Annotated in this window: 20 protein-coding genes, 1 pseudogene and 1 riboswitch; of the genes and pseudogenes, 15 read left to right on the top strand and 6 right to left on the bottom strand. The window is 66.0% G+C overall.

What is annotated here, in order from left to right:
* A pseudogene (locus N7333_RS15795) lies at positions 1-687 on the bottom strand (C4-dicarboxylate ABC transporter); the annotation flags it as partial.
* A gap of 109 nt (positions 688-796) precedes the next feature.
* Here N7333_RS15795 and N7333_RS15790 point away from each other — a divergent pair.
* The 5 genes from N7333_RS15790 (at position 797) to N7333_RS15770 (ending at position 6,265) form a co-directional block, all read left to right on the top strand.
* Positions 797-1,681, top strand: coding sequence for a LysR substrate-binding domain-containing protein (locus tag N7333_RS15790; protein ID WP_129481932.1), 885 nt, complete (start codon positions 797-799; stop codon positions 1,679-1,681).
* A 72-nt stretch (positions 1,682-1,753) separates the two neighbouring features.
* Complete coding sequence (locus tag N7333_RS15785) at positions 1,754-2,758, top strand: metalloregulator ArsR/SmtB family transcription factor (protein WP_129481933.1); 1,005 nt, start codon at positions 1,754-1,756, stop codon at positions 2,756-2,758.
* Positions 2,755-3,945 carry a methionine adenosyltransferase gene (gene metK / locus N7333_RS15780; protein WP_004373084.1) on the top strand — a complete coding sequence of 397 codons (1,191 nt, stop codon included), beginning with the start codon at positions 2,755-2,757 and terminating at the stop codon, positions 3,943-3,945. Before N7333_RS15785 ends, metK begins: the two co-directional genes overlap by 4 nt.
* 149 nt (positions 3,946-4,094) lie before the next feature.
* Positions 4,095-5,774, top strand: coding sequence for an NAD-dependent DNA ligase LigB (gene ligB / locus N7333_RS15775; RefSeq protein WP_129481934.1), 1,680 nt, complete (start codon positions 4,095-4,097; stop codon positions 5,772-5,774).
* An 83-nt stretch (positions 5,775-5,857) separates the two neighbouring features.
* Complete coding sequence (locus tag N7333_RS15770) at positions 5,858-6,265, top strand: DUF1090 domain-containing protein (RefSeq protein ID WP_129481935.1); 408 nt, start codon at positions 5,858-5,860, stop codon at positions 6,263-6,265.
* Here N7333_RS15770 and N7333_RS15765 read toward each other — a convergent pair.
* Complete coding sequence (locus N7333_RS15765; RefSeq protein ID WP_004373090.1) at positions 6,259-6,705, bottom strand: cytochrome c; 447 nt, start codon at positions 6,703-6,705, stop codon at positions 6,259-6,261. The two genes, N7333_RS15770 and N7333_RS15765, sit on opposite strands and share 7 nt — an antisense overlap.
* 156 nt (positions 6,706-6,861) lie before the next feature.
* On the bottom strand, positions 6,862-7,248 hold the full coding sequence (locus N7333_RS15760; RefSeq protein WP_004373092.1) for an MAPEG family protein: 387 nt from the start codon (positions 7,246-7,248) through the stop codon (positions 6,862-6,864).
* Positions 7,249-7,465: 217 nt separating this feature from the next.
* A riboswitch (S-adenosyl-L-homocysteine riboswitch) is annotated at positions 7,466-7,557 on the top strand.
* Between the two features lie 22 nt (positions 7,558-7,579).
* Between N7333_RS15760 and ahcY the strand changes: the two genes are divergently transcribed.
* The 7 genes from ahcY to N7333_RS15725 all read left to right on the top strand — a co-directional run bounded on the left by ahcY (position 7,580) and on the right by N7333_RS15725 (position 17,232).
* Complete coding sequence (gene ahcY, locus N7333_RS15755) at positions 7,580-8,989, top strand: adenosylhomocysteinase (RefSeq protein ID WP_129481936.1); 1,410 nt, start codon at positions 7,580-7,582, stop codon at positions 8,987-8,989.
* Between the two features lie 98 nt (positions 8,990-9,087).
* Positions 9,088-9,933, top strand: coding sequence for a methylenetetrahydrofolate reductase [NAD(P)H] (gene metF / locus N7333_RS15750; protein ID WP_129481937.1), 846 nt, complete (start codon positions 9,088-9,090; stop codon positions 9,931-9,933).
* Between the two features lie 45 nt (positions 9,934-9,978).
* Complete coding sequence (locus N7333_RS15745) at positions 9,979-12,141, top strand: hypothetical protein (protein WP_129481938.1); 2,163 nt, start codon at positions 9,979-9,981, stop codon at positions 12,139-12,141.
* Positions 12,111-12,875: a DUF3142 domain-containing protein gene (locus N7333_RS15740; protein WP_129481939.1), complete on the top strand. Its 765-nt coding sequence runs from the start codon at positions 12,111-12,113 to the stop codon at positions 12,873-12,875. The genes N7333_RS15745 and N7333_RS15740 overlap by 31 nt, the downstream gene beginning before the upstream one ends.
* 98 nt (positions 12,876-12,973) lie before the next feature.
* Positions 12,974-14,347: a nucleotide 5'-monophosphate nucleosidase PpnN gene (gene ppnN, locus N7333_RS15735; RefSeq protein ID WP_004373099.1), complete on the top strand. Its 1,374-nt coding sequence runs from the start codon at positions 12,974-12,976 to the stop codon at positions 14,345-14,347.
* A gap of 50 nt (positions 14,348-14,397) precedes the next feature.
* On the top strand, positions 14,398-15,156 hold the full coding sequence (locus tag N7333_RS15730; RefSeq protein ID WP_129481940.1) for a transporter substrate-binding domain-containing protein: 759 nt from the start codon (positions 14,398-14,400) through the stop codon (positions 15,154-15,156).
* A 189-nt stretch (positions 15,157-15,345) separates the two neighbouring features.
* Complete coding sequence (locus N7333_RS15725) at positions 15,346-17,232, top strand: DEAD/DEAH box helicase (RefSeq protein ID WP_177491052.1); 1,887 nt, start codon at positions 15,346-15,348, stop codon at positions 17,230-17,232.
* A 149-nt stretch (positions 17,233-17,381) separates the two neighbouring features.
* On the opposite strand, the gene N7333_RS15720 is transcribed toward N7333_RS15725, so the two are convergent.
* Positions 17,382-17,957, bottom strand: coding sequence for a YceI family protein (locus tag N7333_RS15720; protein WP_129481941.1), 576 nt, complete (start codon positions 17,955-17,957; stop codon positions 17,382-17,384).
* A 59-nt stretch (positions 17,958-18,016) separates the two neighbouring features.
* Positions 18,017-18,562 carry a cytochrome b gene (locus tag N7333_RS15715; RefSeq protein ID WP_004373107.1) on the bottom strand — a complete coding sequence of 182 codons (546 nt, stop codon included), beginning with the start codon at positions 18,560-18,562 and terminating at the stop codon, positions 18,017-18,019.
* 238 nt (positions 18,563-18,800) lie between these two features.
* On the opposite strand from N7333_RS15715, the gene N7333_RS15710 reads away from it, so the two are divergent.
* The 3 genes from N7333_RS15710 (at position 18,801) to N7333_RS15700 (ending at position 22,748) form a co-directional block, all read left to right on the top strand.
* Complete coding sequence (locus tag N7333_RS15710) at positions 18,801-20,204, top strand: adenosylmethionine--8-amino-7-oxononanoate transaminase (protein ID WP_129481942.1); 1,404 nt, start codon at positions 18,801-18,803, stop codon at positions 20,202-20,204.
* A gap of 129 nt (positions 20,205-20,333) precedes the next feature.
* Positions 20,334-21,059, top strand: coding sequence for a 16S rRNA (uracil(1498)-N(3))-methyltransferase (locus tag N7333_RS15705; RefSeq protein ID WP_096827600.1), 726 nt, complete (start codon positions 20,334-20,336; stop codon positions 21,057-21,059).
* A gap of 207 nt (positions 21,060-21,266) precedes the next feature.
* On the top strand, positions 21,267-22,748 hold the full coding sequence (locus tag N7333_RS15700) for an alanine/glycine:cation symporter family protein (RefSeq protein WP_096827601.1): 1,482 nt from the start codon (positions 21,267-21,269) through the stop codon (positions 22,746-22,748).
* Between the two features lie 70 nt (positions 22,749-22,818).
* Here N7333_RS15700 and N7333_RS15695 read toward each other — a convergent pair whose 3' ends face one another.
* Positions 22,819-23,289 carry a chemotaxis protein CheW gene (locus tag N7333_RS15695; RefSeq protein WP_004373117.1) on the bottom strand — a complete coding sequence of 157 codons (471 nt, stop codon included), beginning with the start codon at positions 23,287-23,289 and terminating at the stop codon, positions 22,819-22,821.
* Positions 23,290-23,303: the final 14 nt, after the last annotated feature.

The following is a 23,303-nucleotide window of genomic DNA, read 5'->3' as shown; positions in this document are numbered from 1 at the left end:
CCAGCTGGTGGCGGCGAAATCGGTGTCCGGCAGCTTGTGCAGGGCCAGGCGCAGCAGCACCAGAGTAATCAGCGAGAAGGCCAGCGACAGCGACACGCCCCAGAGGACGAAGCCGGCCACCAGCAACAACTGGGCGTCAGTCGCCGCCAGGTGCGGCGCCAGCGAACCCGCGGTGCTGGCGGCCACCTCCGGCGCGACGATCGGCAGCAGCCAGACCGCGGTGAGCTTTTCCAGCGCATGGTGCTGGCGGGTGAACATCAGGTAGGGCACCAGCAGCGCGCCGAGCAACGCCAGCGCCGCATCCAGCCACCACAGCGCATGCGCCAGGGCGTAGACACCCTCGCCCCAGCGCGGCGCACCGAACAGCAGCAGGCCCTTGATCAGCACCGCCAGGCCCATGGGAATCGCGCCGAGGAACATCGACTGCACCGGGTGCAGCAGCATCGGCGCGATGGTCTCGCGAAACAGCGCCACACGCAGCATGAACAGCAGGCTGAACAGGGCGAACAGCGCCACGCCGAACAACCACAGGCCTTCGGCCAACAGCAGCAGGCCGGGCAGCTGCCACGGCAGATGGGCGACCACCAGCGCCAGTACGCCGGTGCCCATGGTCACGGCGAACCAGCTGGGGGTGAAGTGGCGGATGACGGCCAATGGCTCGGGCAGACGGCTGAAGGGGCGCGGCATGAGTCGGGTGGTCCCGTGGCATGAATGACGAGCACAGGGTAAGAATCGACTTGCCATATGAAAAATACATATTCAGCATCTAAAACATGCCTTCTATTTATGCAAAGCCATGAACCTTCACCACCTCAAGGTCTTTCTCGCCGTCGCCGAGGCCGGCAGCATCAGCGCCGGTGCCGAGCGCCTGCATATCAGCCAGCCGGCAGTGACTCGGGAGATTCGGGAGCTGGAGGCCAGCCTCGACCTGCGCCTGTTCGACCGTCTGCCGCGCGGCGTGCAGCTGACCGAAGGCGGCCAGCGTCTGCTCGATTACGCGCGGCGCATCTTCGTCCTGGAACAGGCGGCCGAGCGCGACCTGCGCGATTTCGCCCAGCTGGAGCAGGGCGAGCTGCACCTGGGCGCCAGCGCCACGCTCGGCGCCTACCTGCTGCCGCCGCTGATCAGCCGCTTCCGCGCCCTGCATCCGCAGATCTTCGTCAGCCTGGAGGTGAGCAATACCGAGGCGGTGACCCGCCAACTGGATGACGGGCGCATCAGCCTCGGCTTCGTCGAAGGGCCTTTCGCCCAGGCCGATTACGACCATCGCCTGCTGGCTCGCGACGCCTTGCTGCCGGTGGTGGCGCCCCGGCATCCGCTGGCCAGAACAGCCGCGCCCTTGCAGGCCAGCGAGCTGCAGGCCTACCCGCTGTACATGCGCGAACCCGGCTCCGGCGCGCGCGCCAGCGTCGAGCAGGCCTATCGCGTCCATGGTCTGGAGCCTCGCGCCGGCATGGCCATCGGCAGCACCGAAGCGCTCAAGCGCCTGCTTGCCGACGGCCAGGGCATCGCCTGGCTGTCGCAGCGGGTGGTCGAGCGCGAACTGGCCAGCGGCGAACTGCAGCGCCTGACCGTGCTGGACCTGCAGATCGAGCGCGAGCTGCACGTGCTGTGGCGCCCCGGTGCCAGCCTGAGCCCGGCGCCGGCGGCCTTTCTGGCGCTGAGCGAGCCGCCGCACTAGCCACACAGCAATATCAAAACTTTTTGATATTGCTGTTGCTGTATGAAAAATGACCGACTAGACTGCGCCACCATGACCCTGCGCGCCCCCCAGCTGGACTTCGACCCCTGCGACGAGCTCGCCGCCCTGTGCAAGGCCGGCGGCGATGCGCTGCGCCTGAACGTTCTGCGCGCGCTGAGCAACGACTCGTTCGGCGTGCTGGAGCTGGCGCAGATCTTCGCCATCGGCCAATCCGGCATGAGCCACCACCTCAAGGTGCTGGCCCAGGCCGGCCTGGTGGCCACGCGGCGCGAAGGCAACGCCATCTTCTACCGCCGCGCCCTACCCGGCGGCCGCCTGCATGCGGCGCTGCTGGACGACATCGACGAGCTGCCGCTGCCAGGCGAGGTGCAGGCACGCATCGCCACCGTGCATCAGCAGCGCGCCACCGTCAGCCGCGACTTCTTCGCCCGCATGGCCGCCAGTTTCCAGGCCCAGCAGGACCTGATCGCCGGCCTGCCGCAATACCGCGACAGCCTGCTGGCGCTGCTCGATGCGCTGCAGTTCACGCCCGATGCCAGTGCCCTGGAGATCGGCCCCGGCGACGGCGCCTTCCTGCCCGAGCTGGCCCGCCGTTTCACCCGCGTCACCGCACTGGACAACAGCCCGGCTATGCTCGAGCTGGCCAGCCAGCGCTGCGCCGCCGAAGGCCTGGCCAACGTCGAGCTGAAGCTGGCCGACGCCCTGCAGGATGAGCAGCCGCCGGCCGATTGCGTGGTGCTGAACATGGTGCTGCACCATCTCGCCACGCCGGCCGAGGCGTTTCGCCAACTGGCGCGACTGGTCGCTCCCGGCGGCAGCCTGCTGCTCAGCGAGCTGTGCAGCCATGACCAGAGCTGGGCCAGGGAAGCCTGCGGCGATCTCTGGCTCGGCTTCGAACAGGACGATCTGGCGCGCTGGGCGACGGCCGCCGGCCTGGTCCCTGGCGAAAGCCTCTACATCGGCCTGAAGAACGGCTTTCAGATTCAGTTACGGCACTTCGCCAAACCCATCATGCGACCTGCCACCCGTTACGGCACACAAGGAACCCACCCATGAGCGAATACTCCCTGTTCACCTCCGAGTCCGTGTCCGAGGGGCATCCGGACAAGATCGCCGATCAGATTTCCGATGCCGTGCTCGACGCCATCATCGTCCAGGACAAGCACGCCCGCGTGGCCGTGGAAACCCTGGTGAAGACCGGCGTGGCCATCGTCGCCGGCGAAGTCACCACCAGCGCCTGGGTCGATCTGGAACAGATCGTCCGCGACGTGATCTGCAACATCGGCTACACCAGCAGCGACGTCGGCTTCGACGGCAACACCTGCGGCATCATCAACATCATTGGCAAGCAGTCCCCGGACATCAACCAGGGCGTCGACCGCGCCAAGCCGGAAGACCAGGGCGCCGGTGACCAGGGCCTGATGTTCGGCTACGCCAGCAACGAGACCGACGTGCTGATGCCGGCGCCCATCGTGCTGTCGCACCGCCTGGTCGAGCGCCAGGCAGAGGCGCGCAAGTCCGGCCTGCTGCCGTGGCTGCGCCCGGATGCGAAGTCCCAGGTCACCTGCCGCTACGAGAACGGCAAGGTGGTCGGCATCGACGCCGTGGTGCTGTCCACCCAGCACAACCCGGAAATCAGCCAGGCCGACCTGCAGGAAGCGGTGATGGAGCTGATCGTCAAGCACACCCTGCCGGCCGAACTGCTGCACAAGGACACCCAGTACCACATCAACCCCACCGGCAAGTTCGTCATCGGCGGTCCGGTCGGCGACTGCGGCCTGACCGGGCGCAAGATCATCGTCGACAGCTACGGCGGCATGGCTCGCCACGGCGGCGGCGCCTTCTCCGGCAAGGACCCGTCCAAGGTCGACCGCTCGGCGGCCTACGCCGGTCGCTACGTGGCCAAGAACATCGTTGCCGCCGGCCTGGCCGAGCGCTGCGAGATCCAGGTGTCCTACGCCATCGGCGTGGCCCAGCCGACCTCGATTTCGGTGAACACCTTCGGCACCAACAAGGTCAGCGAAGAGACCATCATCAAGCTGGTGCGCGAGGTGTTCGACCTGCGTCCCTACGCCATCACCCGCATGCTCGACCTGCTGCACCCGATGTACCAGGACACCGCGGCCTACGGTCACTTCGGCCGTACCCCGCAGCAGAAGACCGTGGGCGAAGACAGCTTCACCACCTTCACCTGGGAGCGCACCGACAAGGCTGCCGACCTGCGCGCCGCGGCCGGCCTGTAAGGCATCGGCACAACCCAGAAGCCCCGCCATGCGGGGCTTTTTGTTGGGCGCCGGGCAGGCGGCACACCGCTTCCTGAGCCCTGCGCCATTCGCGCCTCAGACCCGTTTCGTCTAGGCTCAATCCCACCTCCCAAGCATGGATGCTTGCCATGAAGCGCTGGATCGCTCCGCTCCTCCTGCCCCTCATCGCCCTGGCCGAACCCTGCCCCGACTGGCCGGACAGCCGCGCCCAGGTGGAATTCGCGGCGCTCAGCCAACAGATCGCGCAGTGGGATGACGCCTACCACAACCAGGGCCGCTCGCCGATAGCCGACGAGCTCTACGACCAGGCCCGCGAGCGCCTGCAGCGCTGGCAGCAATGCTTCGCGCCTGCACGACAGCCCCTGCCGGCCCCCCTCACAGGCAGCGCAGGGCCAATCGCCCATCCCGTCCCGCAAACCGGTCTGCGCAAGCTCAACGACGCGGCGATCGGCGAATGGATCGGCAGTCGCGACGACCTGTGGATCCAGCCCAAGGTCGATGGCGTGGCCGTCACCCTGGTCTATCGGCAAGGCCGCCTGCACCAGGCCATCAGCCGTGGCGACGGCCGCCACGGCCAGGACTGGAGCGCACGCGCCCGACAGTTGCCTGCTGTCCCGACGCGGCTGCCCGAGCCGCTCGACCTGGTACTGCAGGGCGAGCTGTACTGGCGCCTCGAGGATCACCTGCAGGCGCGCGATGGCGGCGCCGGAGCGCGCGGCAAGGTGGCCGGAATGATGGCCAGGCACGAGCTGAGCGACCCGGACGGCGCCGCCATCGGCCTGTTCGTGTGGGACTGGCCGGACGGCCCGGCGAGCATGGACGAACGCCTGAGCCAGCTGCAGGCGCTGGGTTTCGCCGACAGCCAGCACTACAGCAAGCCGATCCGCAGCGTCGAAGAAGCCAGGCAATGGCGTCAGCATTGGTATCGCCATCGCCTGCCCTTCGCCAGCGATGGCGTGGTGCTGCGCCAGGGCACGCGCCCCGCCGGCGCGCGCTGGCAGGCGGAGGCCCCGCACTGGGCGGTGGCCTGGAAGTACCCGGCCAGTCAGGCGCTGGCGGTGGTGCAGGCCGTGGACTTTCGCATCGGCCGCAGTGGGCGCATCACGCCGGTGCTACGCCTGCAGCCGGTCGATCTCGACGACAGGCGCATCAGCCGCGTGGCCCTCGGCTCGGTCCCGACCTGGAAGAGCCTCGACGTCCGCCCCGGCGACCAGGTGGCGATCCGCCTGGCCGGCCTGACCATCCCACGTCTGGACAGCGTGATCTGGCGCAGCCCGCACCGGGCGCCGGTCGAGGTACCGCGCAGCGCGGACTACCATGCCCTCAGCTGCTGGCGCAGCAGCCCGTCCTGCCAGCAACAGTTCCAGGCCCGTCTGGCCTGGCTGAGCAGCAAGCAGGGGCTGGCGCTGAGCGGGGTGGGCCCGGGCACCTGGAGCAGTCTGCCCTTGCAGGGGCTGCTCGACTGGCTGGAGCTGGACCAGGCCCAGCTGCAGAGCCTGCCCGGCATCGGCCCGCACCGCGCTGCACAGCTGCAGCAGGCCTTCGCTCAGGCCAGGGACCGACCGCTGCGGCAATGGCTGCGTGCCCTCGGCGCACCTCCGGGTTTCGACGCCGGCGGGCTCGACGACTGGCCCAGCCTGATCGAGCGCCAGCGAGACGACTGGCTGCGTCGCCCCGGAATCGGCCCCAAGGGTGCCGATCGCCTGCTGGCGTTCTTCAGCCACCCCGAAGTTCAGCGCCTGGGCAGGCAACTGCAGCAGGCCGGTGTCGCCGGTTTCCAGCCCCAAGCAGGCCCGCCACGCAGCTGAACCAGGCCAGGTGATCGGTCACCTGGGCCGAACCTCGTGCATCTGCCACGGTCACTCGAAATAGGCACCCACGAGGAAACACCATGATTCGTCAAGCCACCTTGCTCGGCCTGCTGCTGGCCGCCGGGCTGCACGCCACCCCTCTCCTGGCCGCCGAGGCCGACGCCGACGTCGACGTCGACTGCCCGACCAAGCGCCAGATCCTGCAGGAGAAGATCGAGACCGCCCGCGCGCAGGGCAACTCGCAGGAACTGGATGGCTTGCACCGGGCCCTGGGCAATGTCGAAGCCCATTGCGATGAAGCCTCGCTGCACCGTCAGCGCCTGGCCGGCGTGGAAGAAGCACGTCAGGAGGTGCAGCGGCGGGAGATGGACCTGCGCGACGCCATGGGCAAGGGCGACCAGGAGAAGATCGCCAAGCGTCAGGCCAAACTGGCCGAGGCGCGCTCCGAGCTGGAGCAGGCCGAAGCCGAAGCGCGGGCCGATCAGTAAGCGCGGAATGCCTTGTGGCAGGCCTCGCAACTGTCCTCGACCTCACGTACCGCCGGCTCCAGCCGGGAACGCCTTAGCGGCGGCGAGACGGTAGCCTGCACCAGCGCGGCAGTGGCCTGTTCCAGGTCGCGCGCCATCTGCTGGAACTGCTCCTGGCGCTGCCAGAGCTCGGGATTGGCCTTGCTGCGCTCGTCGTCACGGACGTCGGGAAAGTGCTGCCAGGGCTCGCGCGACAGGCGATCGAGCTCGGCCGCACCGGCAACGAAGCGGGCCTCGTCATAGGCGATGCGCCCGCGCAGCATGCCACCGAGATCCTCGCTGACCTTGAGCATCTGCTTGAACAGCGCCTGACGCTGGCCCAGCGGCGAGTCGGGATCGACGCCACCGCAGGCAACCAGAAACAGGCAGGCGCAGGCCAGCAGCAGGGCTTTGAATTTCATCGTGACGCGTCCGGCTTGAAAAACGGTCCGCCAGTATCGCCACTGATCCCCATCAGGCCAAGCGCACTGTTTTACCGCGGGTGTCCCGATGTCCCTGACGCAGGGCATAGGGCGACCAGGCAGCGCCAGCCTGGCCCCACCCCATGGCGCCGCGACTCAGGCAGAGACCACGAACAGCGCGACAATCAGCCCCATGCCGGCGAACCATACCAGCGAGCGCACCGGCCCCCAGTCGGCCAGGTAGCAGATGAGATACAGCACGCGGCTGACGATGAACGCCATGGCCAGCTGATCGAGCAGCCCCTGCTCGGCGCCACCCGCCTGATGGGCGATGATCACTGCCGCGGCGAAGGCCGGAGTCACCTCGAAGCCATTGAGCTGGGCATTGTTGGCGCGCTTGCGCCAGCCCTCGAGGCCGGCGAGGAAGGCGCGCGGGTCGCTGTTGGCCCGCGGCCCGTAACCGGGCCCGAAGAACTTGGCGGTTGTGGTGGCCAGATAGGGCAGGAGGATGGCGATCAGCACGCACCAGTAGGCAAGGGTCATGGAAGCTCCGCATTCGGATGATGGAATGCGCAGCCTGAGCCGTGACCCGGCTGGCGTCCATGGCCCGAAGCGGGGTATGTGAGCGGCGATCCGGCCAATCCCTCGGTGGCAGGTGCCAGCAGCGCGTGGGGCGACGGAAAACCTTGGGCTGCGCCTCGCTGGCAGCTATAATCCGCGAGTTTCACACGGCCGGCACCGCTCCGGTCGTTCCCGCCACCCGTCCGAGGGGCGCTGCAGCAGGTCGGTCGACACCGGTTTGTCAGGCTCGGATGGGGCGTTAACCATACGCATCAACGGCGCCCATTCGCAGACAACGAATGGAGAACTCATTATGAGCGCTGTACTGACGCCTGCCGGCTTCACCGACTACAAGGTCGCCGACATCTCCCTGGCCGACTGGGGCCGCAAGGAACTGATCATCGCCGAATCCGAGATGCCGGCACTGATGGGCCTGCGCCGCAAGTACGCTGCCAGCCAGCCGCTGAAGGGTGCGAAGATTCTCGGCTGCATCCACATGACCATCCAGACCGGCGTGCTGATCGAGACGCTGACCGCCCTGGGCGCGGAAGTGCGCTGGTCGTCCTGCAACATCTTCTCCACCCAGGATCAGGCCGCTGCCGCCATCGCCGCAGCCGGCATCCCGGTATTCGCCTGGAAGGGCGAGACCGAGGAAGAGTACGAGTGGTGCATCGAGCAGACCATCCTCAAGGACGGCAAGCCGTGGGACGCCAACATGGTGCTGGACGACGGCGGTGACCTGACCGAGATCCTGCACAAGAAATACCCGCAGATGCTCGAGCGCATTCACGGCATCACCGAAGAAACCACCACCGGTGTGCACCGCCTGCTCGACATGCTCAAGGCCGGCACCCTGAAAGTCCCGGCGATCAACGTCAACGACGCCGTGACCAAGAGCAAGAACGACAACAAGTACGGCTGCCGTCACAGCCTCAACGACGCCATCAAGCGCGGCACCGACCACCTGTTGTCGGGCAAGCAGGCGCTGGTCATCGGCTACGGTGACGTGGGCAAGGGCTCGGCGCAGTCGCTGCGTCAAGAAGGCATGATCGTCAAGGTCTCGGAAGTCGACCCGATCTGCGCCATGCAGGCCTGCATGGACGGCTTCGAGCTGGTATCGCCGTACATCGACGGCATCAACGATGGCAGCGAAGCCAGCATTGACAAGGCGCTGCTGGGCAAGATCGACCTGATCGTCACCACCACCGGTAACGTCAACGTCTGCGATGCCAACATGCTCAAGGCCCTGAAGAAGCGCGCCGTGGTATGCAACATCGGTCACTTCGACAACGAGATCGACACCGCCTTCATGCGCAAGAACTGGGCATGGGAAGAGGTCAAGCCGCAGGTGCACAAGATCCACCGCACCGGTGCCGGCAGCTTCGATCCGGCCAACGATGACTACCTGATCCTGCTGGCCGAAGGCCGTCTGGTGAACCTGGGTAACGCAACCGGCCACCCGAGCCGCATCATGGACGGCTCCTTCGCCAACCAGGTACTGGCGCAGATCTTCCTGTTCGAGCAGAAGTTCGCTGACCTCTCCGCCGAGAAGAAAGCCGAGCGTCTGACTGTCGAAGTGCTGCCGAAGAAGCTGGACGAAGAAGTGGCACTGGAAATGGTCAAGGGCTTCGGTGGCGTAGTCACTCGGCTGACCAAGCAGCAGGCCGAGTACATCGGCGTGTCCGTGGAAGGCCCATTCAAGCCGGACGCTTACCGCTACTAATGCGTAGGGTGGATAAGCCTCTGGCTTATCCACCGCCGACTTCCCGCAAGGTGGATGGAAAAACGCCATCCACCCTACGTCTCCAAGGCTAGAAACCTATGAGCCAAGAACGCCGCTACAGCTTCGAGTTCTTCCCCACCAAGACCGAAGCCGGGCATGAAAAACTGATGGACGTGGCGCGCCAACTGGCGGCCTACAAACCCGATTTCTTCTCCTGCACCTATGGCGCCGGCGGTTCGACCCGCGACCGCACGCTCAACACCGTGCTGCAACTCGATGGCGAGGTGAAGGTGCCGACCGCGCCGCACCTGTCCTGCGTCGGCGACAGCAAGGCCGAGCTGCTCGAACTGCTCAACCTGTACAAGAATGCCGGCATCAAGCGCATCGTCGCCCTGCGCGGCGACCTGCCGTCGGGTATGGGCATGGCCAGTGGCGAGCTGCGCTACGCCAACGAACTGGTCGAGTTCATCCGCAGCGAAACCGGCGATCATTTCCACATCGAGGTGGCCGCCTACCCGGAGATGCATCCGCAGGCGCGCAACTTCGAAGACGACATCGCCAACTTCGTGCGCAAGGCCAAGGCCGGTGCCGACAGCGCCATCACCCAGTACTTCTTCAACGCCGACAGTTACTTCTACTTCGTCGAGCGCGTGCGCAAGCTGGGCGTGGACATCCCGGTGGTACCGGGCATCATGCCGATCACCAACTACAGCAAGCTGGCGCGCTTCTCCGACGCCTGCGGCGCGGAAATCCCGCGCTGGATACGCAAGCAGCTGGAAGCCTATGGCGACGACGCCGAGAGCATTCGCGCCTTCGGCGAGCAGGTGATCACCGAGATGTGCGAACGCCTGCTGCAAGGCGGCGCGCCGGGCCTGCACTTCTACAGCATGAACCTGGCCGGCCCCAGCCTGGCCATCTGGAACAACCTCGATCTGAAACGCTGACGGGCAGGGAGCCGCGCAGCGGCTCCCGCGCTCAAGGATGAGCCCATGACATTCAAGCGCCTCCTTCCCCTCGCCCTGCTCACGGGGCTGCACGCTGCCCCTGCCCTGGCCAGCTCCGACATGACCTGCGCACCGAGCTGGAAACTGATCTCGGACCAGCTCTCGGCGTGCAACAACCTCGCCTTTCTCAGCCCCGGCAACGACAGCCGGGTCAACCTGCAGCTGCTGCTCGACGATGCCGGCCACCTGAAGCTGACGCGCGAACCGCTGGCACTCGACGGTTACGAGTACGGCTACGGCCTGGTGCCCTTCAGCCTCGGCATGCTCGATGCGAGCCGCGCCCGTAGCGAGGCGACCGAGGCCGACGAGCAAGGCGTCGACCCGGACCTGGCGTACCTGACCCAGGCTTTGCAGCGCCTGGGCATCGACAGCGAAGCGGATGCCTTGGCTGTACAGCGCTTCGCCGAAGGCGAAGGCAATCGCTGCCGCAGCAACGACCTGCAGGCCATGCGCGGCTTCGTCGATGCACTCGGCGCCACGCCGGATCTGGCCGCGAGCGAAGCGCAGGCACTGGCCCGCTCGCGGCGCAGCCTGCTGAGCCTGTGCGGAGAGGGCGATCCGCAAGCAGAGGACATCCTGCCGCCGCCGACGCAGCTGCAATCGCCCGCGGCCCGGGCCTTCGGCGACTACCTGCGCGGCGCCGACGCCTTCTATCGCGGCGACTTCGACCACGCCCATGAGCGCTTCGCCCAGCTCGCGAGCAGCGAACAGCCCTGGCTACGCGAAACCGCCCAATACCTGCTCGGTCGCGTCGCGCTGAACCAGGCGCAGCTGAACGCCTTCGACGAGTACGGTTTCTTCAGTCCGGAGCAGGTGGATAAACCCAGCCTCGACGCCAGCGCGAAGGCCTTCAAGCAGTACCTGAGCAACTATCCGCAGGGCCTCTACAGCGACTCGGCGCGCGGCCTGCAACGTCGCGTGTACTGGCTTGCCGGGGACACCCGGCGCTTTGCCGAGGCCTTTGCCCGGCAATTCGAGCGTGGCGCGCAGCAGGTCGACATGCCCGCACTGATCGAGGAGCTGGACGCCAAGCTGCTGCCCAGCCTCGCCCCGGATGCCATCGAAGACCCGCTGCTGCTGGCCATGCTCGACCTGATCCAGCTGCGCGATCCCGGCAGCAACCGCGAGCCGCGCCTCAGCCTCGAACAACTGCAGGCGCAGCAGCCGCGCTTCGCCAGCCAGCCCGGCCTGCACGCCTACCTGGTCGCTGCCTGGCATTTCTACCGCGGCGGCGATGCCCAGCAGGCGCTCGCCGCCCTGCCGGATGCCGGTTCCGAGCCGATGAACGCCCTCGCCTTCAGCCAGGAAACCCTGCGCGGCCTGGCGCTGGAAGCCAAGGGTGAGAACGCCGCAGCCTTGCAGCACTGGCAGGCACTGCTGGCGCGCAGCCAAGACCCGCTGCAGCGCGCCCAACTGCAACTGGCCCTGGCCTTGAACCATGAGCGCAGTGGCGCACTGGAGAAGGTGTTCGCCACCGACTCGCCGATCAGCACCGCGCCGATCCGCGAGCGCCTGCTGGCCTATGGCGCCGGCCCCGAGCTGCTGCGCCAGCAGGCGGGAAACGAGCAGACTCCGGCAGGCGAGCGCGCAACCGCGCTGTACACCCTGCTCTATCGCGATCTGGATTACGGTCGCTACGCCGACTTTCTCCGCGATTTCGCGCAGTTCCCGTACAAGCCGACACAGCCAGCGCAGCGCCTGGATCCTGGCCTGTTCGCCTGGAGCGGTGGCAGCGATGCCGGCTATGCCTGCCCGAGCCTGGTCAGGATCGCCGAACGCCTCGCCGCCAATGCCGAGGACGCCCAGGGCATGCTGTGCCTGGGCGACTTCATCCGCATCCACGGCCTCGACGAGCACTGGCTGAACCGCCCGCCGGCCGCCGGCGAACTGGGCAGCGCACCGAGCCAGTTCCAGGGCGCATCCTTTTCCCGCCTGGCCGCCTACCAGCTGCTGCTGACTGGGCCGCAGGTCAGCCGCGAGGACAAGGCCTACGCCCTGTTCCGCGCAATCAACTGCTATGCGCCCAGCGGCTATAACAGCTGCGACGGCCAGGACATCAGCAAGGACCAACGCAAGCAGTGGTTCCAGACCCTCAAGCGCAGCTACGCGGACACCCAGTGGGCGCAGCGACTCAAGTACTACTGGTAGGCCTGCTCCTGCTGGCAGCCGGCCTGCCGGCGCAGGCCACGCGCGTCGACGCCGGCGAGCATCAGGCGTTCTGGCTGTGGGCGGGCGTGACGCCACAGCCGGTGCTGGCCCAGGCCCGTACGCTGTACGTGCTGCAGGGGCAGATCGACGGCCCGCGCCGCGCCGGCGATCCCGCGGCGCGCATGCTGGCACAGAACCCGGCCACGCCCAGGCTGTCGAAAGACGTCGAGCTCTGGGTGGTGTATCGCGCGCATACCCTGGACTGGAACGACGAGGTATTCGCCCTGCTGCTCAGCCAGTTGCAACGCTGGCAGCGTGCCGGCAACCGGGTCAGCGGGGTGCAGATCGACTTCGATGCGCAAACGCTGCACCTGAGCCGCTACGCCGTCTTCCTCGAAGACCTGCGCCAGCGTCTGCCTAGGCAGTACCGCCTGAGCATCACCGGCCTGCTGGACTGGGCCGGCAATGCCGACCCGGCGGCGCTGAACCGCCTGGCCGGGGTGGTCGACGAAGTGGTGATGCAGACCTACCAGGGCCGCAGCAGCATCGCCGACCACCAGCGCTACCTGCCGAGCATCGCACGGCTGCAGTTGCCGTTTCGCATCGGCCTGATACAAAACGGCGAATGGCAGGCGCCGGATTACCTGCAAAGCAGTCCCTGGTTCCGCGGCTATGTGGTATTTCTGCTGAACCCGAGCGAACCCGCAACCGACACGCCATCCGCCAGACACTGACCGCCAGCCACCGACAAACACAACACCTGCTTCCGACAACGCATTCGAACTCCCCTCCGCGCCGGCCTTCGTCGCGACCTTGCCACCAGGACCACTTCATGCTCAAACGCCCCCGCATCAACGCCTCCGTCAGCCCCAAGGGCAGCCTGGAAACCCTCTCCCAGCGCGAAGTGCAGCAACTGCGCGAAACCGGCTCCGGCAGCGTCTACCGCCTGTTCCGCCAGTGCGCCCTGGCGATCCTCAACACCGGCTCGCACAGCGACAACGCCAAGACCATTCTCGAGGCCTACCCGGACTTCGAAGTGAAGATCCACCAGCAGGATCGCGGCATCCGCCTGGAGCTGATCAATGCGCCGGCCGATGCCTTCGTCGACGGCGAGATGATCGCCAGCACCCGCGAGATGCTGTTCAGCGCCCTGCGCGACATCGTCTACACGCAGAGCGAGCTGGAGAACAAACGCATCGATCTGGAAAGCTCCGAAGGCATCACCGATTACGTCTTTCACCTGCTGCGCAACGCGCAGACCCTGCGCAGCGGCGTCGAGCCGAAGATGGTGGTGTGCTGGGGCGGCCACTCGATCAGCACCGAGGAATACAAGTACACCAAGAGGGTCGGCCACGAGCTGGGCCTGCGTGGCCTGGACATCTGCACCGGCTGCGGCCCGGGCGTGATGAAGGGGCCGATGAAGGGCGCCACCATCAGCCATGCCAAGCAGCGCAACCTCACCGGCCGCTACCTGGGCCTGACCGAGCCGGGCATCATCGCCGCCGAGGCGCCCAACCCGATCGTCAACGAGCTGGTGATCCTGCCGGACATCGAGAAGCGTCTGGAGGCCTTCGTCCGCGTCGGCCATGGCATCATCATCTTCCCGGGCGGCGCCGGTACCGCCGAGGAATTTCTCTACCTGCTGGGCATCCTCACCCACCCGGACAACAAGGACCTGCCCTTCCCGGTCATCCTCACCGGCCCGAAGAGCGCCAGCACCTACCTGCAGCAGCTGCACGACTTCATCGGCGCCACCCTGGGCGAGGCGGCGCAGCAGCGCTACCGCATGATCCTCAACGACCCGGCCGAAGTGGCCCGCGAGATGGCTGTCGGCATCAAGGCCGTGCGCCAGTTCCGCCGCGAGCGCAACGACGCCTTCCACTTCAATTGGCTGCTGAAGATCGACGAAAGCTTCCAGCATCCGTTCGAGCCGACCCACGCAGCCATGGCCGGCCTGCAGCTGACCCGCGAACAACCGCTGCATGAACTGGCTGCCAATCTGCGTCGCGCCTTCTCCGGCATCGTCGCGGGCAACGTCAAGGAGAACGGCATTCGCCTGATCGAGGAGCACGGCCCGTACGAGATCCGCGGCGAGGCAAGCATCATGCGTCCGCTGGATCGCCTGCTGCAGGCCTTCGTCGAACAGCATCGGATGAAACTGCCCGGCGGCAGCGCCTATGAGCCCTGCTATCGGGTGGTGGAATAGGCAGATCGCCTGTGCTTTCACCGCGCGGGCAAAATCGCTAATCTGGCGCTATGCCATTATTCAAGCGCCAGATTATCGCCATCTTCCTGCTGTGCGGCCTCGCCTTCGCCGCACGCGGCGAGACCTTGCGCGTGGTCACCGAAGCCTGGCCGCCCTACGTCTTCGAGGAGAACGGCCAGCCGGCCGGTCTCGACTACGAGATCAGCCGCGAGGTGCTGCACCGGCTGGGTATCGAACTGGACCTGCAGTTCATGCCCTGGAAGCGCTGCCTGCTGGCGCTGGAACAGGGACATGCCGACGGCATTCTGGACATCTTCCATCTGCCCGAACGCGAGGCGAGCATGCTCTTCGTCGAAGAGCCGCTGAGCGAAGTCGAGTTCGTGCTGTTCCACGCACGCAATCGCCCCTACCCCTATGAGCGCCTGGAAGACCTGCGCGATCTGGTGATCGGCATCTCGCCCGGCTACTGGTACAACAACGAAGCCTTCCGTAACTCGACGCTGTTCAGCCGCGAGGAGGCGCCAACTCACGAAGCCAACCTGGGCAAGCTGGTGCGTCACCGTGTCGACCTGGTGGTCAATGACCGCCGTGCGGGCCTCTTTCTCAGCGCGCAGCTGGGCCTGCTGGATCAGGTCGACTACAACCGCAAGGCCATCGGCCACGACCGCATGTACCTGGCGCTGCGCCGCGACCCGGCGCTGCAGCAGCTGGCGACCGACTTCGCTCGCGAGCTGCGCCGCTTCAAGCGCGAACCCGCCTACGCACGCCTGCAGGCGCGCTACGCCAGGCCCGAAGATTCCAGGCCGTGAACCAACCGACAGGCTGGTAGCTGCGCAGGCCATCAGCTCTGTTATACTCGGGCCTTCCCGCCAGGCTTGCGCCCGGATGCTAGCTCCCAGAAGCCAGCAGTACCGGACGGGATCACGCGCCCCACGCATGATTCAAGCCAGGCAATATCACCCCATAGGGCCACGCCCTCACTACGTACAGGATTGCCCATGTCCTTTGCTTCCCTCGGTCTCTCCGAGGCTCTAGTCCGTGCGATCGAATCCGCCGGCTACACCCAGCCCACTCCGGTGCAACAGCGGGCCATTCCCGCCGTGTTGCAAGGTCGCGATCTCATGGTGGCGGCCCAGACGGGCACGGGTAAGACCGCAGGCTTCGCCCTGCCGATTCTCGAGCGTCTGTTCCCCGCCGGTCACCCGGACCGCGAACAGCGCCACGGCCCGAAACAGCCGCGCGTGCTGGTGCTGACCCCCACCCGCGAACTGGCCGCCCAGGTGCACGACAGCTTCAAGATCTATGCGCGTGACCTGAAATTCGTCAGCGCCTGCATCTTCGGCGGCGTCGGCATGAACCCGCAGGTCCAGGCCCTGGCCAAGGGCGTCGACGTACTCGTCGCCTGCCCGGGCCGCCTGCTCGACCTGGCCGGCCAGGGCAGCGTCGATCTGTCCCACGTGGAAATCCTGGTACTGGACGAAGCCGACCGCATGCTCGACATGGGCTTCATCCATGACGTGAAGAAGGTCCTCGCCCGCCTGCCGGCGCAACGCCAGAACCTGCTGTTCTCGGCGACCTTCTCCAAGGACATCACCGACCTGGCCGGCAAGCTGCTGCACAACCCGGAGCGCATCGAGGTCACGCCGCCGAACACCACGGTCGAGCGCATCGAGCAGCGCGTATTCCGCCTGGCCGCCAGCCACAAGCGCGCCCTGCTCGCCCACCTGATCACCCAGGGTGCCTGGGAACAGGTGCTGGTATTCACCCGCACCAAGCACGGCGCCAACCGTCTGGCCGAGTACCTCGACAAGCACGGTCTGCCGGCTGTCGCGATCCACGGCAACAAGAGCCAGAACGCGCGCACCAAGGCCCTGGCCGACTTCAAGGCGAACAAGGTACGCATCCTGGTCGCCACCGATATCGCCGCCCGTGGTCTGGACATCGACCAGCTGCCGCACGTGGTCAACTTCGAGCTGCCCAACGTCGAGGAAGACTACGTCCACCGTATCGGCCGTACCGGTCGCGCCGGCCGTAGCGGCGAGGCCATCTCGCTGGTCGCCCCGGATGAAGAGAAGCTGCTGAAAAGCATCGAGCGCATGACCAAGCAGAAGATCCCCGATGGCGATCTGATGGGTTTCGATGCCAGCGCCGTGGAAGCGGAGCGCCCGGAAGTGCGCGAACCGCGTCAACCACGCAATGCCGGGCAGAAGAAGCAGAAGGCCGAAGGCGGCGACAAGCCCAAGGGCGAGCGCCACGGCAGCGGCCGCAAGGATAAGGGCAAGGACAGCGGCAAGGAGCAGAAGGCCAAGCCGCAAGGGCAGAAGCGCCGTGGCCAGGGCCCGCGCAACGATGGCCCGAGCCAGCCCGCCGCAGCGATTCCACCGTTGCCTCCGGATCGCGATCCGGAAGAATTTCTCGACGACGAGATCGACAACTTCGGCAACCGTGTCGACTACGTCAGTCCCAACCAGAACAAGCAGCAGGGCCGCGGGCGTCGTCCCGGCGCCGCACCCGCCAATGGCGCGCCGCAGGGCCAGCGTCAGAACGGCAAGGGCCCGCGCAACAACAATGGCGGCGGCAATGGTGCGGGCAAGAACCGTCGCCAGGGCAGCGGCCAGGGCGGACAACCCGGCCAGGGCCGCAACGGCAGCAATCGTGGTCGTGGCCGTCCCGCCCATGACGGTCGCATCACCTCGCTCGACCGCGACGAACTGCCTCGCACAGAGGCCGCCGTGCGCAATCCGCGTGAGAAGCAGCCCGTCATCGTGCACAAGGGTTCGCGCCTGGATCGCTTCCCCACCGCCGAGCAACTCGACGAGCTGAGCAACAGCACGCGCCCGCGCGGCGAGAAGCCGGCACTGCTCACGCGCAATCGCGACGAGTAAGCTGACGCGCAAACGAAAACGCCGCCCGATGGGCGGCGTTTTTGTTTAGGGGGAGAGGCCAGTGGAGAACCAGCCCTCTCCCGCCCTTCGGGCACCCTCTCCCATAAATGGGAGAGGGTCATCAGCTGGGCCGCAAGCGGCCGCTTTCTTTACTGACGAATACCTTCGACCGAGATGATCAGCTCGACGGTTTCCGAAGCCGGGCCGAGATCCTTGGTGATGTCGAAATCCTTCAGCTTCAGCGTGGTGGTGCCTTCGAAACCGGCACGGTAGCCGCCCCACGGATCCTTGCCTTCGCCGATGAACTTGGCGGCGATGACCACGGGCTTGGTCACCCCGTTAAGGGTCAGGTCGCCAGTGATGTCGGCAGTGCCTTCGCCGGTGGACTTGACCGAAGTCGACTCGAAGGTAGCGGTGCCGTGCTTGGAAACGTTGAGGAAGTCGGCGCTGCGGATGTGCTTGTCACGCTCGGCGTGGTTGGTGTCGACGCTGGCGGTGTTGAGGGTGACGCTGACCTTGCTGGCTTCCGGGTTGGCGGCATCGAAGCTGAACTTGCCATCGAAGTCCTTGAAGGTGCCGTACAGCCAGCTGTAACCCAGGTGGCTGATCTTGAAGTTGACGAAGGCATGCTGGCCTTGCTTGTCGATGGCGTAGTCGGCCGCCATGGCCTGGCCGCCGATCAGCGCGGAACCCAGAACCAGTGCAGCGAGGGCGTTCTTCAACATGGGTGTTCTCCTTGCGAGGTTGTCGATCTAGATGGGCCTTGGCCCGGTTGTGAATGACTTCAGCGCCCGAACATCCGCAGCAGGGTGCTGTCACGGTCGATGAAATGGTGCTTGAGTGCCGCCAGGCCATGCAGCCCGGCGAAGATCACCAGCCCCCAGGCCAGGTATTCGTGGATGGCGCCAGCGATGTCTTCCTGTTGTGGGATACCGGTCAGGGTTGCCGGCACACTGAACAGCCCGAATACGTTGATGCCACGGCCATCGGCGGTCGAGATCAGATAGCCGGAGATCATCACGCCGAACAGGCCCAGATAGAGCAGGCCGTGGCCCAGTCTGGAGGCCAGGCGAGTGAGCCGGCCGTGACTGGCCAGCGCTGCGGGAGCCGGGCTGAACAGACGCCACAGCAGGCGCAGCAGCATCACGGCGAACAGCAGGATGCCAATGCTCTTGTGCAGATCGGGCGCGCTCTGCCGCCAGGGGTCGTAATAACTCAGGCCCACCATCCAATACCCCAGGGCGAACAGGCCGAACACGACCAGCGCCACCAGCCAGTGCAACAGCACGCTGACCAGACCATAACGAGCAGAGGTGTTACGCCATTGCATGGGGGCTTCCCTAATCCAGTTTCCGAGCAAGACTAACGGCAAATCTATCGATTTAAAGCGGAAAATTTCGCTATGAAATATCGAGAAATACGATATTAAAAAGGCGTGATTCCAACCCGCCAGCTTAGTCCAGCGCAGCGCCGGGGAAGTTCGTCATACGGGGCCGGACGGCCGTATCCGGCGGATCGGCGGGCGCGCCTTCTGGTAGGCTGTTGCGCTGATGATTGGGAGACGCACCATGAGCTTGAACGACCACTGGATGCAGCGCGACCTCGAGGTCCTGTGGCATCCCTGTACCCAGATGAAGGATCACGAGCGCCTGCCGCTGGTGGCGATTCGCAAGGCCTCCGGCGTATGGCTGGAGGACTTCGACGGCAAGCGCTATCTGGATGCGGTCAGCTCCTGGTGGGTCAACGTCTTCGGCCATGCCAACCCGCGCATCAATGCCCGCATCCGCGAGCAGCTGGAAAGCCTCGAGCACGTGATGCTCGCCGGCTTCACCCACCAGCCGGTCATCGAACTGTCCGAGCGCCTGGTGCAGATCACCCCGCCTGGCCTGAACAAGGTGTTCTACGCCGACAACGGCTCCTCGGGCATCGAGGTGGCGCTGAAGATGAGCTTCCACTACTGGCTCAACAACGGCCAGGCCGGCAAGAAGCGCTTCGTGACCCTGAGCAACAGCTACCACGGCGAAACCGTGGCGGCGATGTCGGTGGGCGACGTGTCGCTGTTCACCGATACCTACAAGGCGCTGCTGCTCGACACCCTCAAGGTACCCAGCCCGGACTGCTACCTGCGTCCCGAGGGCGTGAGCTGGGAGGAGCATTCGCGCGTCATGTTCGCTCATATGGAGCAGACGCTGGCCGAGCACCACCATGAAGTAGCCGCGGTGATCGTCGAGCCGCTGATCCAGGGTGCGGGCGGCATGCGCATGTACCACCCGATCTACCTCAAGCTGCTGCGCGAAGCCTGCGACCGTTATGGCGTGCACCTGATCCATGACGAGATCGCCGTGGGCTTCGGCCGCACCGGCACGATGTTCGCCTGCGAGCAGGCCGGCATCACTCCCGATTTCCTGGTGCTGTCCAAGGCGCTGACCGGCGGCTATCTGCCGATGGCCGCGGTGCTGACCACCGACGAGGTATACGGCGCCTTCTACGACGACTACGCCACCCTGCGCGCCTTCCTTCACTCGCACACCTACACCGGCAACCCGCTGGCCTGCGCCGCCGCCCTGGCGACTCTGGACATCTTCCGCGATGACGATGTGATCGAACGCAACAAGGCGCTGAGCGCGCGCATGGCCAGCGCCACCGAGCATCTCAAGGATCATCCGCATGTCGCCGAAGTGCGCCAGACCGGCATGGCCCTGGCGGTGGAGATGGTGCAGGACAAGGCCAGCAAAGCCGCCTACCCCTGGCAGGAGCGGCGCGGCCTGGCGGTGTATCAGCACGCACTAACGCGCGGTGCGCTGCTGCGCCCGCTGGGCAGCGTGGTGTACTTCCTGCCGCCTTACGTGATCACCCCGGAGGAGATCGATTTCCTCGCCGAGGTGGCCAGCGAAGGCATCGATATCGCCACCCGCGACACTGTCAGCGTGGCCGTGGACAATCGCTATCCCGATCATCGCGATCCGGGTTGAGCGAGCCATAAACGAAGCCCGGTGCGCACGGCGCACCCTACGAAGAAGCGGCGCCATCGCAGTAGGGTGCGCCGCGCGCACCACCCCTTTACACTTGCCGCTTCGAACTTGCCGCCTGCAGCCCTCCCTATGCGCCTTTCCCGTTTCTTCATCGACGCCCCGCTCTCTCTCGGCCAGCATGAGCTGCCCGAAGCCCAGGCCCACTACATCGGCCGCGTGCTGCGACACGCCGCGGGCGACGCGGTGCAGCTGTTCGACGGCAGCGGCCGCGAGTTTCTCGGCGAGCTGATCGAAGTGGGCAAGAAGACGGTACGCGTGGAGCTGCGTGAAGCGCTCGACGGCCTGGCCGAATCGCCGCTACGCATTCACCTGGGCCAGGGCCTGTCACGCGGCGAGCGCATGGACTGGGCGATCCAGAAGGCCACCGAGCTGGGCGCCAGCGAGATCACCCCGATCGTCAGCGAGCGCTGCGAGGTGCGTTTGAAGGACGAGCGCGCCGACAAGCGCCTGGCCCACTGGCGCCAGGTGGCGATCAGCGCCTGCGAGCAATGCGGTCGCTCGGTGCTGCCAGTCATTCACCCGCCGCTGGAACTGTCCGCCTGGCTGCAGCAGATCGAAGCCGACCTGAAGCTGGTGCTGCACCCGGTCGCCGAAGCCCTGCAGAGCCACGACAAACCGAACAGCCTGGCCTTTCTGATCGGTCCGGAGGGCGGCCTGAACGAGGGTGAAGTCGCTCAGGCGAAGCTGGCCGGCTTTCATGCGGCCCGCCTGGGCCCCCGCGTGTTGCGCACGGAAACGGCTCCCGTGGTCGCCCTGAGCGTCGCCCAGCAGCTGTGGGGCGATCTTCAGGCGTAAAATGTCGCCTTGACGTAACAAAATGTGACCTCAAGAGATTGCAAGACGGGCAGTCTTTGTCATGCTCTGCGCGCCGCGTGCGCGACCCGCTCTACCAGCAACCCGCGTCCGGCCGAGGCCGGCGCCCCGCTGCGTCGTTCTCTTCCAATAACAAATCAACGGGCTTCGGTCCCGCCCAAAAGGCGGCCGTGTGCCCAGGAGCATTGCATGAACGAACTGGTCTCGACCCTAAACGGTCTGGTCTGGAGCCCGGCGCTGATCTACCTCTGTCTCGGCGTCGGTCTTTACTTCTCTGTGCGCGGCCGCTTTCTCCAGGTTCGCCACTTCAAAGAAATGATTCGCCTGATGTTCAAAGGGCGTACCGATGAACACGGCATCACCTCCTTCCAGGCCCTGACCATGACCCTCGCCGGTCGCGTCGGTACCGGCAACATCGCCGGTGTGGCCACCGCCATCACCTTCGGTGGCCCGGGCGCCGTGTTCTGGATGTGGATGGTGGCCTTCCTCGGCGCCAGCTCGGCCTTCGTCGAGTCCACCCTCGGTCAGGTCTACAAGGAAAAGCTCAACGGTGAATACCGCGGCGGTCCGGCCTTCTACATCGAGAAGGGCCTGGGTCTGAAGTGGTACGCCTGGCTGTTCGCCGTGGTCACCGTGTTCGCCTGCGGCCTGCTGCTGCCGGGCGTACAGGCCAACTCCATCGCCTCCAGCGTCAACACCGCCTTCGGTATCGACCCGAACGTGACGGCCGCCGTACTGGCCGTACTGATCGGTCTGATCATCTTCGGTGGCGTCAAGCGTATCGCGCATTTCACCCAGGTAGTGGTGCCGTTCATGGCGCTGGGCTACATCATGGTGGCGCTGGTGATCATCCTGCTGAACATCGAGAAGCTGCCGGAAGTCGTGCTGCTGATCGTCAAGAGCGCCTTCGGCCTCGAGGCCGGTTTCGGCGCCATCGTCGGCATGGCCATCCAGTGGGGCGTCAAGCGTGGCGTGTACTCCAACGAAGCAGGTCAGGGTACCGGCCCGCACGCGTCGTCCGCTGCCGCCGTCAGCCACCCGGCCAAGCAGGGCCTGGTACAGGGCTTCTCGGTGTACATCGACACCCTGTTCGTCTGCTCTGCCACCGCCTTCATGCTGCTGATCACCGGTCAGTACAACGTGCAGGCGCCTGACGGCAGCGCGATGTTCACCGGTATCGCCGGTGTCGCCGCAGGCCCGGGCTACGTGCAGACCGCGATGGAGAACATGATGCCCGGCTTCGGCAACGCCTTCGTCGCCATCGCCCTGTTCTTCTTCGCCTTCACCACCATCCTGGCGTACTACTACATCGCCGAGACCAACATTGCCTACATCAACCGCAAGGTGAAGCGCCCCATTCTCACCCTGCTGCTGAAGTTCGGCATCATCGCGGCTACCGTCTACGGCACCGTGCACACTGCCACCTTCGCCTGGGACCTGGGTGACCTCGGCGTGGGCCTGATGGCCTGGCTGAACATCATCGCCATCGTGCTGATGCACAAGGTCGCCTACAAGTGCCTGAAGGACTACGAGCAGCAGCAGGACGAGGGCAAGGACCCGGTCTTCCACCCGGAGAAGCTCGGCATCAAGAATGCCGACTACTGGGGCGGCCACACCTCCGAGGACAATCTGGAAGTCGAGAAGCTCTCAGGTGAAACCTCGCAGCGTTGATACCCCATCGCTGACATGAAAAAGCCCCGGCCAATGCCGGGGCTTTTTTATTCTCCTGTCGAAAGCGGGCTCAGATCAGGCCGGCATCGGCGAGCAGTTGTTCCAGCCCGGCCAGATCGGGGATGCGCACCACTTCGTCGCCGACACGTGCCGCGCCCAGCTCCAGCGGCGCCAGCTCGACGTCGGCGGCGGGCAGATCGCTGGCCACCTTGAACGAACGCGGAATGCCCTGCACCAGCAAGGCGAGGAACTTGACCTTGGGCCGTCCGCCCAGGGCGTTGATCACCGCCACCCGCGCGCCGCTGGCGATCTGCGCCTGGCCGCCGCTGGCGGCCTCGAACGAGAGCAGCGGCAGACGCAGGTCACGCCAGGCGATCTGACCGAGAAACCAGTCAGGCGCGCCATCGCTGGTCTGCGGCGCGCGGTAGGGGATCAGCTCGGCCACCGCCACGTTGGGCAGCAGCAGGGTGCGGTCGGCCAGGGGAACCAGCAAGCCGGTCAGGCTGGCAGCGCTGTTCTGGGTAGCGACGGTTTGACTCATGAAAACGTCCTAGG

Origin of the sequence: Pseudomonas sp. GD04158 (assembly GCF_029834875.1) — a bacterium.
GTDB lineage: Bacteria > Pseudomonadota > Gammaproteobacteria > Pseudomonadales > Pseudomonadaceae > Aquipseudomonas > Aquipseudomonas hydrolytica.
The sequence above is the reverse complement of the archived record's forward strand: the minus strand, read 5'-3'. Positions and strand labels throughout refer to the sequence as shown.